This window comes from Polaromonas sp. P4_F9 (assembly GCF_056401235.1).
This window is the reverse complement of the sequence record NZ_JBFUJT010000025.1, coordinates 33,070-47,997: the sequence shown is the minus strand read 5'-3', so window position 1 is coordinate 47,997 and position 14,928 is coordinate 33,070. Positions and strand designations below refer to the sequence as shown.

Annotated in this window: 13 protein-coding genes; 3 read left to right on the top strand and 10 right to left on the bottom strand. The window is 61.5% G+C overall.

From position 1 onward, the window contains the following. The first annotated feature begins 25 nt into the window (after window positions 1-25). The 3 genes from AC1DUB_RS20130 to folD all read left to right on the top strand — a co-directional run bounded on the left by AC1DUB_RS20130 (window position 26) and on the right by folD (window position 4,209). Window positions 26-2,590, top strand: a complete 2,565-nt coding sequence (locus AC1DUB_RS20130) for a PAS domain-containing sensor histidine kinase (RefSeq protein ID WP_477730979.1) — start codon at window positions 26-28, stop codon at window positions 2,588-2,590. Between the two features lie 47 nt (window positions 2,591-2,637). Then, the gene (locus AC1DUB_RS20125; RefSeq protein WP_477718052.1) at window positions 2,638-3,264 is read left to right on the top strand and encodes a response regulator transcription factor; all 627 of its coding nucleotides are present in this window, start codon (window positions 2,638-2,640) and stop codon (window positions 3,262-3,264) included. 99 nt (window positions 3,265-3,363) lie between these two features. Next, entirely contained in the window at window positions 3,364-4,209 is an 846-nt protein-coding gene (folD, locus tag AC1DUB_RS20120; protein ID WP_477730978.1) for a bifunctional methylenetetrahydrofolate dehydrogenase/methenyltetrahydrofolate cyclohydrolase FolD, read from the top strand. Here folD and AC1DUB_RS20115 read toward each other — a convergent pair. The 10 genes from AC1DUB_RS20115 to lpxD all read right to left on the bottom strand — a co-directional run bounded on the left by AC1DUB_RS20115 (window position 4,206) and on the right by lpxD (window position 14,925). Further along, window positions 4,206-4,661 (bottom strand): DUF4149 domain-containing protein, encoded by a 456-nt coding sequence (locus AC1DUB_RS20115; protein ID WP_477730977.1) that lies wholly within the window; start codon window positions 4,659-4,661, stop codon window positions 4,206-4,208. The genes folD and AC1DUB_RS20115 overlap by 4 nt on opposite strands. Before the next feature lie 162 nt (window positions 4,662-4,823). After that, window positions 4,824-5,300 (bottom strand): transcription elongation factor GreA, encoded by a 477-nt coding sequence (greA, locus tag AC1DUB_RS20110; RefSeq protein ID WP_477718049.1) that lies wholly within the window; start codon window positions 5,298-5,300, stop codon window positions 4,824-4,826. 101 nt (window positions 5,301-5,401) lie between these two features. Further along, complete coding sequence (gene carB, locus AC1DUB_RS20105; protein ID WP_477718048.1) at window positions 5,402-8,647, bottom strand: carbamoyl-phosphate synthase large subunit; 3,246 nt, start codon at window positions 8,645-8,647, stop codon at window positions 5,402-5,404. Beyond that, window positions 8,640-9,845 carry a glutamine-hydrolyzing carbamoyl-phosphate synthase small subunit gene (gene carA, locus AC1DUB_RS20100; protein ID WP_477730976.1) on the bottom strand — a complete coding sequence of 402 codons (1,206 nt, stop codon included), beginning with the start codon at window positions 9,843-9,845 and terminating at the stop codon, window positions 8,640-8,642. Before carA ends, carB begins: the two co-directional genes overlap by 8 nt. A gap of 225 nt (window positions 9,846-10,070) precedes the next feature. Further along, a complete protein-coding gene (locus AC1DUB_RS20095; RefSeq protein ID WP_477730975.1) occupies window positions 10,071-10,853 on the bottom strand; it encodes a TrmH family RNA methyltransferase in 783 nt (260 codons plus the stop codon). Further along, window positions 10,850-11,467, bottom strand: coding sequence for a ribonuclease HII (gene rnhB / locus AC1DUB_RS20090; protein WP_477730974.1), 618 nt, complete (start codon window positions 11,465-11,467; stop codon window positions 10,850-10,852). Before rnhB ends, AC1DUB_RS20095 begins: the two co-directional genes overlap by 4 nt. After that, window positions 11,439-12,593, bottom strand: a complete 1,155-nt coding sequence (gene lpxB / locus AC1DUB_RS20085; RefSeq protein WP_477730973.1) for a lipid-A-disaccharide synthase — start codon at window positions 12,591-12,593, stop codon at window positions 11,439-11,441. The genes rnhB and lpxB overlap by 29 nt, the downstream gene beginning before the upstream one ends. A 10-nt stretch (window positions 12,594-12,603) precedes the next feature. Next, entirely contained in the window at window positions 12,604-13,416 is an 813-nt protein-coding gene (lpxA, locus tag AC1DUB_RS20080) for an acyl-ACP--UDP-N-acetylglucosamine O-acyltransferase (protein ID WP_477731020.1), read from the bottom strand. A 16-nt stretch (window positions 13,417-13,432) separates the two neighbouring features. Further along, window positions 13,433-13,873 (bottom strand): 3-hydroxyacyl-ACP dehydratase FabZ, encoded by a 441-nt coding sequence (gene fabZ, locus AC1DUB_RS20075; RefSeq protein ID WP_477718042.1) that lies wholly within the window; start codon window positions 13,871-13,873, stop codon window positions 13,433-13,435. Then, a complete protein-coding gene (gene lpxD, locus AC1DUB_RS20070) occupies window positions 13,870-14,925 on the bottom strand; it encodes a UDP-3-O-(3-hydroxymyristoyl)glucosamine N-acyltransferase (protein ID WP_477730972.1) in 1,056 nt (351 codons plus the stop codon). The genes fabZ and lpxD overlap by 4 nt, the downstream gene beginning before the upstream one ends. Window positions 14,926-14,928: the final 3 nt, after the last annotated feature.

Here is a 14,928-nt window from a genome sequence, read left to right as displayed (position 1 = left end):
CTCCCTTAAACTGCGAGATTGCCCTATGTCCAAACCCGCTCCCTATTCCGACACCGCTGCGGCGAGTCCCGCCTCCCTCGCTTTCTGGCACCGATGGTGGGGCAAACAGTCACCATCGCGGCAGGACCGCTTCATTACATTGGGTCCGCTGCTGGCAGTGGTACTTTTCCTGGCGGCCGTCATCGCGGCCTTCGGCTACCTGCGAATTGAGGAAATAGACCGGGAACAGCAGGCCGTCAAACGCGATGTCGAATACGCCCAGCAAAGGCTGCGCCTGCGACTGCTCGAAAGGCAGGAGCAGCTCATGCGCATTGGCCGGGATGTATCGAACAAGGAGGTGGACGCCGAAGAGTTCATCGTCCAGGCGGAATCGCTGGTCAACCAGTACCCCGAACTGATGGCGGTAACGTGGGTCGACAGCAAACGCCGGGTGAAGGTCGCTTATGCATCGCCCAGCGCCCACCCGAGCCAGTCGCGCAGCGCGGGCGAGCAGCTCAAGGTCGGCGAGACGGACGGCACCTATGAGCTGGCGCGAGACCTGCGCCAGCCGGTGTACTCCCGCCCCCTGGTGGCCAACGAAAACAGCGGCCACGTCCCTACCCTGCAATTGCAGGTACCGCTCGACGACCAGGGAAAATTTGACGGCGTCATCATGGGCGAATACTCCATTGACGGATTGCTGCGCTTCGGTGTACCGACCGAAGTGACCGCCAAATACGCCGTGACCCTGGTGAATGATAAAAACCTGGTGCTGGCTGGCAACTTGCCACCCCGGCGCAATCCGGCGGCCCGGCTGCTGCCCTGGTCCGACGCCGCGGCCGAATACGAAATCCCCGTCTCTCCCGTGGGCAATGGGCTGCTGATACGCGCCGAAGGCTACCGTGCCTCGCTGGGTGTGGTGGGCAGCGGATTTTTCTGGCTGGTCAGCGCCCTCAGCGCCCTGACCGTCTGGATGCTGCTGGGCACCTGGCGTCACACCCGCCGCCGTGTCCAGGCGCAGCAGGCGCTGATATCCGAGACCAACTTTCGCCGCGCGATGGAAAACTCCATGCTCACCGGCATGCGCGCGCTGGATTTGCAGGGCCGCATTACCTATGTCAACCCGGCTTTCTGCCAGATGACGGGCTTTACCGAAAATGAGCTCGTGGGCCGCACACCACCCTTTCCGCACTGGCCTGAAGCAGAGCTCGACATCCTGATGGCACGGCTTGACGACGAATTGCATGGCCGAACGCCTCCCGGTGGATTCGAAGTCCGTGTCAAACGCAAAAACGGCCAGATCTTTGATGCCCGGATGTATGTGTCACCGCTGATTGATCCGCGCGGGCAACAGACGGGCTGGATGACGTCCATGACGGACATCACCGAGCCCAAGCGCATTCGTGAAGAGTTGTCGGCCTCGTATGAACGCTTCACCACCGTGCTCGAAGGGCTTGATGCAGCAGTCTCCGTGGCGCCGCTGGGCAGTGAAGAACTGCTGTTTGCCAACAAGCTTTACCGGTCCTGGTTTGGCGGTGAGGTGTCCGGGCACATGAATCTGATCGCGCAGGCCGGCGTGCCGGCGGCCATGCCTACCGAGGACGCCATTGATCCAGTGGACGGCATGGCCGGATTCCCCACCGACACCCTGACCACCGCCCAGACGGAAAACGCCGAGATCTTTGTGCCCGACCTGGGCAAGTGGCTGGAAGTGCGTTCGCGCTACCTCACCTGGGTGGACGGCCGCCTGGCGCAAATGGTGATTGCGACCGATATCACGCCGCGGCGCCATGCCGAAGAACAGGCCGCGCAGCAAAACGAACGCGCCCAGACTGCGAGCCGGCTCATCACCATGGGCGAAATGGCATCGAGCGTGGCCCACGAGCTCAACCAGCCACTGACCGCCATCAACAATTATTGCAACGGCATGGTATCGCGCATCAAAGGCCGGCAAATCAGCAACGAGGACCTGCTGGTCGCACTGGACAAGACCGCCCGGCAGGCGCATCGCGCCGGCCAGATCATCCAGCGCATCCGCTCGTTTGTGAAACGCAGCGAGCCCAACCGCACGGCGGCCGATGTGGCCACCATGGTCAGCAATGCCATGGAACTGGCCGACATCGAACTCAGGCGTCATCATGTGCGGCTGAGCCACTACATCGCCGCCCGCCTGCCCCCTGTCATGGTGGACCCCATCCTGATCGAGCAGGTGCTGATCAACCTGATGAAAAATGCGGCCGAGTCGATTGAGCAGGCGCACCTGCCCACCGCCCGCCGCAGCGTTGAATTGCGCGTCGTGCCCAAGCATATTGAGGACCAGAGCGTGGTGGAGTTTTCGGTCCTTGACTCAGGCCACGGCCTGTCGCCGGAAGTCAAGGCACGGCTCTATGAAGCCTTCTATTCCACCAAGGCCGAGGGCATGGGCATCGGCCTGAAACTGTGCCGCAGCATTGTCGAGTCCCACCAGGGCAGGATGGAGGCCGAGAACCTCTACAATGGGGACGAAGTGGTGGGGTGCCGGTTTACTTTCTGGATCCCCGTGACGCCCCTGCTTTCACCAGCGCCCTCTGCTAGCGATACTGTAGCGGCCAAGGATACCGGCGTTCACTGAAGCCCCTTCAGGAATACTCTCGAGAAGTTCACGAAAGAAAGTTTGGCATGAGCTTGATTCCCAAAAAAGGTACTGTCTACGTTGTTGATGATGACGAGGGCGTGCGCGATTCGCTGCAGTGGCTGCTCGAAGGCAAGGACTACCGGGTGCGCTGTTACGACTCGGCTGAAACATTTCTGAGCCGCTACGATGCGCGGGAAGTGGCCTGCCTGATCGTTGATATCCGCATGGGCGGCATGACCGGCGTGGAACTGCAGGATCGCCTGGTCGAGCGCAAGTCGCCATTGCCCATCGTCTTCATCACCGGCCACGGCGACGTTCCCATGGCGGTCAACACCATGAAAAAAGGCGCCATGGATTTCATCCAGAAGCCTTTTCAGGAAGAAGCACTGGTCAATCTGGTCGAGCGAATGCTGGAGCAGGCCAAGGAAGCATTCAGCGACCACCAGCAGTCCGCCAGCCGCGACGCCCTGCTGGCCAAGCTCACCTCGCGCGAAGCGCAGGTACTCGAACGCATCGTGGCAGGCCGCCTGAACAAGCAGATCGCCGACGACCTGGGCATCAGCATCAAGACGGTCGAGGCGCACCGCGCCAACATCATGGAAAAGCTCAATGCCAATACCGTGGCTGATCTGCTCAAAATAGCCTTGGGCTCCAGCGCGCCCAAGGCCTGAGAGCCACCGGACCCAAATTCCCAGCCGCTACACTTTTTATAGCCGCTTGCGCCCGTAGTTCCTGGACTAGCGGGCGTTTTTACTTAGAGAATTGAAATAATGACCGCACAACTCATTGACGGCAATGCCCTCTCCAAACAACTGCGTGCGGAGGTCGCCCGGCGCGCGGCCGCCCTGCGCGCACGCGGCATCACGCCGGGCCTGGCGGTCGTGTTGGTGGGCGAAAACCCGGCCAGCCAGGTCTATGTACGCAACAAGGTCAAGGCCTGCGAGGACAACGGCGTGCATTCCGTCCTCGAAAAATACCCCGCCACACTCAGCGAGGCGGATCTGCTGGCGCGGGTCGACGCGCTGAACAGGGACCCTGCCATCCACGGCATACTGGTTCAGCTCCCGCTGCCTGCGCAAATCGATGCGCACAAAGTCATTGAAGCGATTACCCCCGGCAAGGATGTCGACGGCTTTCATGTGGCCAGCGCGGGCGCCTTGATGGTCGGACAGCCAGGTTTCTGGCCCTGCACGCCCTATGGCTGCATGAAGATGCTGGAGAGCATCGGCTGCGATCTGCGGGGAAAGCACGCCGTGGTCATCGGCCGCAGCAACATCGTGGGCAAACCCATGGCGATGATGCTGCTGCAGAAAAATGCCACGGTGACGATCTGCCACAGCGCCACCAAAGACCTGAAGGCCATGACACTGCAGGCCGACGTGATCGTGGCAGCTGTCGGCAAACGCAATATGCTGACCGCCGACATGGTCAAGCCGGGTGCGGTCGTCATTGACGTGGGTATGAACCGCAACGACGAAGGCAAACTCTGCGGCGACGTGGACTTTGAAGGCGTCAAGGAGGTGGCCAGCTACATCACGCCGGTACCCGGTGGCGTCGGCCCCATGACCATCACCATGCTGCTGGTCAACACGCTGGAATCTGCCGAACGCCTTTAATCGGGGCTGGATGCTGCCGACGCGGCGCCTGCGGCCGGCTGGCTCAAGCGCCAAAGGCTCAAGCCCGCGCACAACCACTGGCCCAAGTACATGGCGCTTCCCAGGCCATGCCAGAGCTTGAGGTTGGCACCCTCGGCCCGGGCACTGACGATACGCGGCGCCACGCCAAACTCCACCAGCAGGGCCAGCAATAGCCCTGCCACTACAAATTTTGTGGCCGCCGCCGCATAAACGGCCGTGGCCGGATCGTCTTTTTTATTGAAAACCAGCAGCATCAGCATGGCGCACACCGTGCTGAACCAGGTCTGCGCACTGAAGAGTTTGGCGGCCATGGCGCCGGCGGCAGCCGGGCTGCCTAGGTGCATGAACAGCAGGGGCACCACCACAAAGCCCAAACCGGTGAGACTGCCCCACCAGAGCGCGGCCAGCATGACAGCAACACGGTGTTTCATGGGCGCGGCACCTTCAAGCCGAAGCTTTGAGCTGCAGCGGGTGCGCGATCGGCGAGGCACTCTCTTCGCAAGCAAGGGCCGCGGGACTGGCTTGGCCAGACCGCAGGCGCAGCGGCCCCCTCGGGGGGCAGGAAGCTACACGCAGTGAGCGACCGTGGGGGCTCATATGTACATGACCGCCACGATTTCATAGCGCCTCACACCGCCCGGCGCCTGCACTTCAGCCGTGTCGCCCTCGTCCTTGCCAATCAAGGCGCGTGCAATCGGTGAGCTGATGTTGACGCGGCCATGCTTGATATCGGCCTCGTCTTCGCCCACGATCTGGTAGGTCACGGTGTCGCCCGAATCCTCGTCCTGCAGCTCAATCGTGGAACCGAACACCACCCTGCCGCCCGCGTCAAGTTCCGCTGGGTCGATGATCTGGGCCGCCGACAGCTTGCCTTCGATTTCCTGGATGCGCCCTTCAATAAAACCCTGGCGGTCTTTTGCCGCGTCGTACTCGGCGTTCTCACTCAGGTCTCCCTGGGCACGCGCCTCGGAAATCGAATTGATGACCCAGGGGCGGTCAACGGTTTTGAGCCTGTGCAGCTCGGCTTTGAGACTTTCTGCACCACGCTTGGTGATTGGTATGGTTGCCATGTTTTTGCTCCAGCAAAAGCGAAACCGCCACCAGTCACCTGGCGGCGGAGTGTTTATTCAAATCCAAGTTTAATGCAAAACCTGCGCAAGCCAGCCGGTAATTAGCCTAGTTGCGCGTGGAGTTCCTGCACTGAATACACGTTCAGGTTGTCCAGGTATTTCATGCCTTCCACAGCCGCTTCCGCGCCGGCAATGGTGGTGTAGGTAGTCACACGGGCCAGCAGCGCCGAGGTGCGGATCTGCCGCGAGTCGGCAATCGCATTGCGCCGCTCCTCCACGGTGTTGATGACCAGCGCGATCTCGTCGTTCTTGATCATGTCCACCACGTGCGGCCGGCCTTCGGCAACCTTGTTGACCACCGTGCAGGCAATACCTGCCGCCTGGATGGCGGCGGCCGTTCCCTTGGTGGCCACCAGCTCGAACTTCAGTGCCGCGAGAGCTCGCGCCACCTCCACCGCACGCGGTTTGTCGTTGTTCTTGACCGTCAGGAAGACCTTGCCGGACGTTGGCAGTTTGGTGCCCGCGCCGAGCTGCGACTTCACAAAGGCCTCGCCAAAGGTCTTGCCGACACCCATCACCTCACCGGTGGACTTCATCTCGGGGCCAAGAATGGTGTCCACACCGGGGAATTTAACAAAGGGAAAGACAGCCTCTTTCACGCTGAAATAAGGCGGCGTGACCTCGTTGCTGATGCCCTGCGACGCCAGCGACTGGCCGACCATGCAGCGCGCAGCCACCTTGGCCAGCTGGATGCCGGTGGCCTTGCTGACGAACGGCACGGTGCGCGACGCGCGGGGGTTGACCTCCAGCACGTAGATCACATCCTTGCCGTCGATGTTCTGGATGGCGAACTGCACGTTCATCAGGCCGACGACGTTCAGGGCCTGGGCCATGGCGGCGGTCTGGCGCTTGATCTCGGCCACCGTCTCGGCTCGCAATGAATAAGGCGGCAAGGAGCAGGCCGAGTCACCGCTGTGCACGCCGGCCTGTTCGATATGCTCCATCACGCCGCCAATGAAGGTGCGGCCTGGCGAACCGTTTTCCCCGCTGTCGCGCAGGCAGTCCACATCGCATTCAATGGCATCGTTGAGGAATCGGTCCAGCAGCACCGGCGAGTCATGGCTGACCTTGACGGCTTCGCGCATGTAGCGCTCCAGGTCGCGCTGCTCGTGCACGATCTCCATAGCGCGGCCGCCCAGCACATAGCTGGGGCGCACCACGAGCGGGTAACCCAGGGCAGCGGCCTTTTCCAGCGCCTCGGGTTCGGTACGTGCGGTGGCATTCGGCGGCTGGCGCAGCTTGAGTTCATGCAGCAGCTTCTGGAAGCGCTCACGGTCCTCCGCCGCGTCAATCATGTCGGGCGAGGTACCGATGATCGGTACGCCGTTGGCTTCAAGGTCGAGCGCCAGCTTCAGGGGCGTCTGGCCACCGTACTGGACGATCACACCCAGCGGTTTTTCCTTGTCGACAATTTCCAGCACGTCTTCCAGCGTCAGGGGCTCGAAGTAGAGGCGGTCGGATGTGTCGTAATCGGTGGACACCGTCTCGGGGTTGCAGTTGACCATGATGGTCTCGTAGCCGTCCTCGCGCATGGCCAGGGCCGCGTGCACACAGCAGTAGTCAAACTCGATACCCTGCCCGATACGGTTGGGCCCGCCGCCCAGCACCATGATTTTCTTTTTATCGGTTGGCGCGGCTTCGCACTCGCTGCCCTCGGCCTCGTAGGTCGAGTACATATAGGCCGTGTTGGTGGAGAACTCGGCGGCGCAGGTATCCACGCGCTTGTAGACCGGCCGCACGCCGAGCTCGCGGCGTTTTTCGCGGATGGCGGTGTCGGTGGTCTTGAGCTGCTTGGCAAGGCGCCGGTCGGAAAAGCCCTTTTGCTTGAGCGCCCGCAGCGTGACAGCGTCAATTTTGTCAAGCGAGGTGGTTTCAAGCTCCAACTCGATCTTGACGATCTGCTCGATCTGCACCAGGAACCACGGATCAATCTTGGTCAGTGCAAACACTTCGTCCACGCTCATGCCCTGCGCAAAGGCATCGCCCACATACCAGATGCGGTCAGGTCCCGGCGCACCGAGCTCTTTCTCAAGCACTTCGCGGTCCTGGGTCTTCTCGTTCATGCCGTCCACGCCGACTTCCAGTCCGCGCAGGGCCTTCTGGAAGGACTCCTGGAAGGTCCGACCCATGGCCATGACCTCGCCGACGGATTTCATCTGCGTGGTCAGGCGCGAATCGGCAGTCGGAAATTTCTCAAAGGCAAATCGCGGGATCTTGGTGACCACGTAGTCGATGCTGGGCTCAAAGCTCGCGGGGGTGGCGCCGCCCGTGATTTCGTTGCGCAGTTCGTCCAGCGTGTAGCCCACGGCCAGCTTGGCCGCAACCTTGGCAATCGGGAAACCCGTGGCTTTGGAAGCCAGGGCCGAGGAGCGTGAAACGCGCGGGTTCATCTCGATCACCACCATGCGGCCATCGACCGGGTTGATCGAGAACTGCACGTTGGAGCCGCCGGTGTCCACCCCGATCTCGCGCAGCACAGCCAGCGAGGCATTGCGCAGGATCTGGTATTCCTTGTCGGTCAGCGTCTGGGCTGGCGCGACCGTGATGGAGTCGCCGGTGTGCACGCCCATGGGGTCCAGGTTTTCAATCGAGCAGACGATGATGCAGTTGTCCGCGGTGTCGCGCACCACTTCCATCTCGTACTCTTTCCAGCCCAGCAGCGACTCTTCAATCAGCAGCTCGTTGGTCGGCGAGGCCTCCAGGCCACGCTTGCAGATGACTTCAAACTCTTCCGGGTTGTAGGCAATGCCGCCGCCGGTGCCGCCCAGCGTGAAGCTGGGGCGGATCACCGTCGGGAAGCCCACGGTCTTTTGCACCGCCCAGGCTTCATCCATGCTGTGCGCAATGCCGGAGCGGGCTGAACCGAGACCGATCTTGGTCATCGCTTCCTTGAACTTCAGGCGATCTTCAGCCTTGTCGATGGCTTCGGGCTTGGCACCAATAAGCTCAACCTTGTACTTTTCAAGCACCCCGTGGTGCCACAAGTCCAGCGCACAATTAAGTGCAGTCTGGCCACCCATCGTTGGCAGGATCGCGTCGGGACGCTCTTTGGCGATGATCTTTTCAACCGTCTGCCAGGTGATGGGTTCAATGTAAGTCACGTCGGCCGTGGCCGGGTCGGTCATGATCGTGGCCGGATTGCTGTTGATCAGGATGACCTTGTAGCCTTCTTCGCGCAAGGCCTTGCAGGCCTGCACGCCGGAATAGTCAAACTCGCAGGCCTGGCCAATGATGATGGGGCCGGCGCCAATGATGAGGATCGATTTGAGGTCTGTGCGCTTAGGCATTTTTCTTCTCCCCTGCCTGTTCCATCAGCGCGGTGAAATGGTCAAACAAATACGAAATGTCATGCGGACCGGGTGATGCCTCAGGATGTCCCTGGAAGCAGAACGCCGGCTTGTCGGTGCGGGCCAGGCCCTGCAGCGTGCCATCAAACAGGCTGATGTGCGTGGGCCGCAGGTTGGCGGGCAGGCTCTTCTCGTCCACTGCAAAACCGTGGTTCTGGCTGGTGATACTGACACGGCCGTTGTCGAGGTCCTTGACCGGATGGTTGGCGCCATGATGGCCAAATTTCATCTTGAAGGTTTTGGCGCCGCTGGCCAGCGCCATGATCTGGTGGCCCAGGCAAATACCGAAGGTCGGGATGCCGGTTTCGATCAATTCACGCACGGCGGCAATGGCGTAGTCGCAAGGTTCCGGATCACCCGGGCCGTTGGCCAGGAAAATGCCATCGGGCTTGAGCTTGAGCACGTCGGCGGCAGGTGTTTGTGCCGGTACCACCGTGATGCGCGCACCGCGCTCGGCCATCATGCGCAGAATGTTTTTCTTGACGCCAAAGTCAAAGGCCACCACGTGGAATTTGGGCGTGATCTGCACACCGTACCCCGGCTTGCCTTCCAGGTTCACCAGTTTCCACTCGGTTTGCGTCCACTCGTAGGTCTGCTTGACGGACACGACCTTGGCGAGGTCCAGGCCGGCCATGCTGGGCGCGCCGCGCGCGGCTGCCACGGCCTTTTCGATGGCGGGCTGGCTGACCTCCTCACCTTCAGGTAGTGCCAGAATGCACCCGTTTTGTGCGCCATTGGTGCGCAGCAGGCGCGTAAGCTGGCGGGTGTCGATGCCGGCGATGGCCACCGTGCCCTCCTTGACCAGGTACTGTGACAAGGTCATGGACATGCGGAAATTGGAGGCCAGCAGCGGCAGGTCCTTGATGATCAGGCCGGCGGCATGGACTTTTTCCGCCTCGATGTCTTCGGCATTGATGCCATAGTTGCCGATATGCGGATAGGTAAGGGTAACGATCTGCTGGCAGTAGCTCGGATCCGTGAGGATTTCCTGGTAGCCGGTCATGGCGGTGTTGAACACCACCTCGCCGATCGTGGAGCCTGGCGCTCCGATCGAATTGCCGATAAAGACCGTGCCGTCTGCGAGCGCCAGGATGGCGTGAGGGGGTTTTCCTGATATTCCCTGTAGAGACAAAAGCACTGGGTTCTCCGGGTTGGTTACGGTTCGCCCAAGCATGCACAAGAAACGTCTCTTAAGACTCTTGCGGGCTGCTTTTGTGAGGGTGTTGGCTTGGTATGCGCTCGGGCGAAGCTGTGATTTGAAAAGCCACTGATTATAGCCTGAGGAGGTGAACGTGGCCTCCCAGTTTAGCGACTGACAGCAGCTCTTTGGCCCCCGGAAGGGTGAATGTCCTAGGGCCTCCGCTCAGCGGCGGGCCGTGGCGCTCGCGTACAGGCAAATGGCGGCGGCGGCGGCCACATTCAGCGATTCTTCGCCGCCGGGCTGGTCTATGCGCACCTTGAGGACCGATCGGGCCATCAGGTCGTCGCTCACGCCCTGCCCTTCGTGGCCCATGGCCCAGGCGCAAGGCTGGGGTAGTTTCTGCTGGTGCAGGAAGCTGCCCAGGTGGGAACTGGTGACCACAATGGGAACGCTCAGCGCCGCCAGGGCGTCAGGCTCCACACCCTCCACCAAGTGGAGGGTAAAGTGAGCACCCATGCCGGCCCGCAGCACTTTAGGTGACCACAGGGCTGCCGTGCCCTTCAGGGCGATGATCTGGCCAAAACCGAAAGCCGCCGCGCTGCGCAGGATGGAGCCGACATTGCCGGCATCCTGCACCCGGTCCAGGATCACGGAGGCTGCGCCCGGCTCCAGGCCGCCGGCCACCGCCAGGTCCAGCACGAAACCCATGGGTGCGGGCGATTCCAGCCCGCTGATTTCGTGCAGCAACGCATCCGGAATTACTATGTTTTTGATAGCTGCCCGCGACCATTCGGCAGGAACTGATGACCAAAAAGACTCCGAAAAAATCGCAATCGATGGCTTCTGCCCGCGTATGAGCGCGGCACGGCACAAATGGTCGCCCTCCAGCCAGACGCGGCCCTGCTTGCGGTAAGCCGTGCTGTCCTGCGACAGCTTGCGCAATTCCTTGATGAGCGTGTTGTCGCGTGACGTGATGTGCGTGACAGCGCCGGGACCAGCACTCACCGCAATACCTCGGCTACCGGCGCAAAAGACCGGCGGTGCTGGGGACAGGCGCCATGCTCGCGCAGCGCCGCCAGATGCTCAGCTGTGCAATACCCTTTGTGGGCAGCAAAGCCATACTGCGGGTATTCGAGGTGAAACTCGGCGCACCAGCGGTCACGGTAGACCTTGGCCAGAATGGACGCAGCCGAGATGGCCGGCACAATGGCGTCGCCTCCGATCACGGCCTCCGACAGGATGACCAGCGTGGGCAGGCGATTGCCGTCGACCAGCACCTTGTTGGGCTTGAGGCGCAGGCTCTCCACTGCACGTTTCATCGCCAGCATGGTGGCCTGCAGGATGTTCAGGCGGTCTATTTCCTCAGCGGTGGCCAGCGCAATGGAGCAGCACAGCGCTTTGGCGCGGATTTGGTCGTACAGCTCGTCGCGCCGTTGCGGCGTGAGTTTTTTGGAGTCGGCCAGGCCCTTGATGGGATTGAGTTCGTCAAGGATGACAGCCGCAGCCACCACCGGGCCCATCAGCGGGCCCCGTCCGGCCTCGTCCACACCGGCCACGAGGCCGGGAGTGTCCCAGGACAGGGGTGTTTGTTCAGCTTTCAAGAATTTGCTGGATCGCATCGGTCGCTAATTGGGAAGTATCGCGCTGCAGCTCGGCATGCAGCGCCATGAATCGTTGTTCGACAGCCGCTATTTTGTCAGGAGCCGTTAATTTTGCATCCACCCACTGCAGCAGCTCGGCGGCCAGCGCTTCGGGCGTCGCCGCCTCCTGCAGCAGCTCGGGCACCACGAAATCCTGGCACAGGATATTGGGCAGGCCGACCCAGGGCTGCAGCTTTTTACGCCGCATGATCTGCCACGACAGCCAGTTCATGTTGTAGGCAATCACCATGGGGCGCTTGAACAAAGCCGCTTCCAATGTGGCGGTACCGCTGGCAATCAAGGTCACATCGCAAGCGGCGAGCACGGTGTGCGACTGGCCTTCGATGATTTGCAGGGTGGCCCGCATGCCGGCCGCATCGGCCAGCCGCTCGATCAACGATTTCAGCAAGGGGACGGCGGGCACTATGAATTTGATGGCTGGTTGCGCTCGCTTCACCAAGGCTGCAGCCCTGAAAAACCTTTCGGCCAGATACTGGATCTCGGACTTGCGGCTGCCCGGCAAGATGGCGATGACCACGTCGTCATCCTGCAGGCCCAGCTTGCGCCTCGCGGCGGGTCGGTCCGGCTGCAGGGGAATCACGCTGGCCAGCGGATGGCCGACATACGTTGCCGCGATGCCATGGGAAGCCAGCAAGGCCGGTTCAAACGGAAAAATGCACAGCACGTGGTCCACGCTGCGCCGTATCTTCTCGACACGGTCCGCACGCCAGGCCCAGACGGAGGGGCTGACAAAATGAACGGTCTTGATGCCTTGGGCCTTCAACGTGGCCTCCAGGTCAAGATTGAAGTCGGGGGCATCCACGCCGATGAAAATATCAGGGCGCTGATCCAGCAGGCGCTGTTTCAGCTGATCGCGTATGCCGACGATCTCACGGTAATGACGCAGCACCTCCACATAGCCGCGCACGGCCAGCTTGTGGTGCGGCCACCAGGCCTGAAAGCCGCGCCCGGCCATTTGCGGCCCGCCAATGCCGCTGGCCTGCAGGCCAGGCCAACGCGCACGCAGGCCGTCCAGCAGCAAGCCCGCCAGCAAATCACCGGAAGTTTCTCCGGCAACCATGGCAATCCTGGGTGCCGTGCTCATGGAGGCCGGCCTACCGGACAATGCCGCGCTGCGGCGAAGTTTGCGCCAGGAATGACAGCATCATCTGGACATCGGAAGCTGCTTCGGGGTGCTTGTCGGCCAACTCACCGATCCGGGCGCGGGCCAGATCCAGCGTCAGGTCATCCCGGTATAGCGCTTTGTGCATGGCCTTGACGGCCGAAAGGCGTCCGGCAGAAAAGCCGCGGCGCCGCAGGCCCTCAAAATTCATCGACCGCGCCTGCGCGGGCTGGCCTTGCGCCATCACGAATGGCGGCAAATCGGCAAACAGCAGCGAACACATGGCCGTCATGCTGTGGGCGCCCAGCCGGACAAATTGATGCGCCACGGTAAAACCGCCCAGAATGACCCAATCACCCACGTGCACGTGACCGGCCAGCTGGGAGTTGTTGGCGAAGATGGTGTGGTTACCCACCACACAGTCATGCGCCAGGTGCACATAAGCCATGATCCAGTTGTCGTCGCCGACGCGCGTCACACCGCTGTCACCCGGCGAGCCGATATTGAAAGTACAGAATTCACGGATGGTGTTACGGTCGCCAATGACCAGTTCGCAAGGTTCGCCCGCGTACTTTTTGTCCTGCGGAATCGCGCCAAGTGAGTTGAACTGGAAAATCCGGTTGTCGCGGCCTATCGTCGTGTGGCCTTCGATCACGCAGTGAGCCCCGATGGTGGTGCCTGCCCCCACCCTGACATGGGGACCGATGACCGTGTAAGGGCCGACACTGACCGAGCTGTCCAGCTGGGCCAGTGGATCGACAAGGGCCGTGGCATGAATGCCCGGCGCGGGAACTGGCGCGGTCATGTCTTTCAAGCCACCTTCAGGCAATGGTGCGCATGGTGCACATCAACTCGGCCTCGCAGGCGATGGCCTCACCCACGCGCGTCACACCCTTGAATTTGAAGATGCCGGCCTTCATGCGGTCCAGCGTCACATCCATGATGAGCTGGTCACCGGGCTCGACCGGCCGCTTGAAGCGCGCGCCATCAATCCCGGCAAAGTAGTACACCGTCTTGTCATCCGGTGTCACGCCCAGGGTTTCGAACGCCAGCAGGGCAGCGGCCTGTGCCATGGCTTCAAGCATCAGCACACCCGGCATCACGGGGTGGTGAGGGAAGTGCCCCATGAAAAACGGCTCGTTCATCGTGACGTTCTTGAGGGCCTTGATTCTCTTTCCCTTTTCGATTTCGAGCACGCGGTCGACCAGCAAAATGGGGTAACGGTGCGGCAGCTGCTTGAGAATTTGGTGAATATCCATCATGATTTTTCTTGAATGTTCGACAGCGATTTTTCTGCCTGTTTGAGTCTTTCCCGCAAGACGTGAAGCTGCTTGAGCGTGGCAGCATTTTTTTCCCACGCGGTATTGTCGTCGATAGGAAAGAGGCCGGTGTAATGGCCGGGCTTCAAAATGGAGCGCGTCACGACAGACGCTGCCGAAATATGCACGTGATCAGCCAGGCTCAGGTGGCCCAGCACAATGGCGCCTCCGCCTACCGTGCAATGCGCGCCGATGGTGGCACTGCCCGCCACACCGGCACAACCGGCCATGGCGGTGTGCTTGCCGATCCGCACGTTATGGCCAATCTGCACCAGGTTATCAAGCTTGACGCCGTCTTCCAGCACCGTATCTTGCAAGGCTCCCCGATCAATACAGGTGTTGGCGCCGATCTCCACATCATTGCCGATCTTCACCGCACCAAGCTGCTCGATCTTGATCCATTGACCATCATGCGGTGCGAAGCCAAAACCATCAGCACCGATCACCGCGCCGGGATGCACGATGCAACGCTCGCCAATGTGGCAGCCATCTGCCACTGTCACGCGGGCCGACAGCCGGCTTTCAGCGCCAATATGCACATGCTGCCCAATGACGCAATGCTCCGCTATGCGCGCGCCCACACCAATCACGGCACCGGCAGCAATGCAGGCAAACGCCCCCACAGAAACACCCGGCGCCAGCGTGGCCGCAGGATCAATAAACGCGCTGGGATGAATGTGCGGTGCGGCCTGCGACCCGTGCCGGCGCTTCCAGAGCTGGGTGATCAGGGCAAAGTAATGGTAAGGATTGTCCACCACGATGCAGGCGCCACGACGGATCGCGGCCTCCCGGGCAGCGGGAGCCACCACCACGCAGGCGGCAGCCGACTGCGCGAGTTTGGCGACATATTTAGGGTGGCTGAGAAAGCTCAGGTCGCGGGGGCCGGCGGCGTCCAGCGTGGAGAGCTTCTCGATCTCCACATCAGGACTGCCAATCAGCTCGGCAGGCGCCGTTGCGGCCAGCGACTGAACAATATCGGCAAGACGGAGCGTCACACT

Coding starts and splice junctions, on each gene's coding strand:
- AC1DUB_RS20130 (WP_477730979.1), top strand. CDS start 26: ATGTCCAAACCCGCTCCCTATTCCGACACCGCTGCGGCGAGTCCCGCC.
- AC1DUB_RS20125 (WP_477718052.1), top strand. CDS start 2,638: ATGAGCTTGATTCCCAAAAAAGGTACTGTCTACGTTGTTGATGATGAC.
- folD (WP_477730978.1), top strand. CDS start 3,364: ATGACCGCACAACTCATTGACGGCAATGCCCTCTCCAAACAACTGCGT.
- AC1DUB_RS20115 (WP_477730977.1), bottom strand. CDS start 4,661: ATGAAACACCGTGTTGCTGTCATGCTGGCCGCGCTCTGGTGGGGCAGT.
- greA (WP_477718049.1), bottom strand. CDS start 5,300: ATGGCAACCATACCAATCACCAAGCGTGGTGCAGAAAGTCTCAAAGCC.
- carB (WP_477718048.1), bottom strand. CDS start 8,647: ATGCCTAAGCGCACAGACCTCAAATCGATCCTCATCATTGGCGCCGGC.
- rnhB (WP_477730974.1), bottom strand. CDS start 11,467: ATGCGATCCAGCAAATTCTTGAAAGCTGAACAAACACCCCTGTCCTGG.
- lpxB (WP_477730973.1), bottom strand. CDS start 12,593: ATGAGCACGGCACCCAGGATTGCCATGGTTGCCGGAGAAACTTCCGGT.
- lpxA (WP_477731020.1), bottom strand. CDS start 13,416: ATGACCGCGCCAGTTCCCGCGCCGGGCATTCATGCCACGGCCCTTGTC.
- fabZ (WP_477718042.1), bottom strand. CDS start 13,873: ATGATGGATATTCACCAAATTCTCAAGCAGCTGCCGCACCGTTACCCC.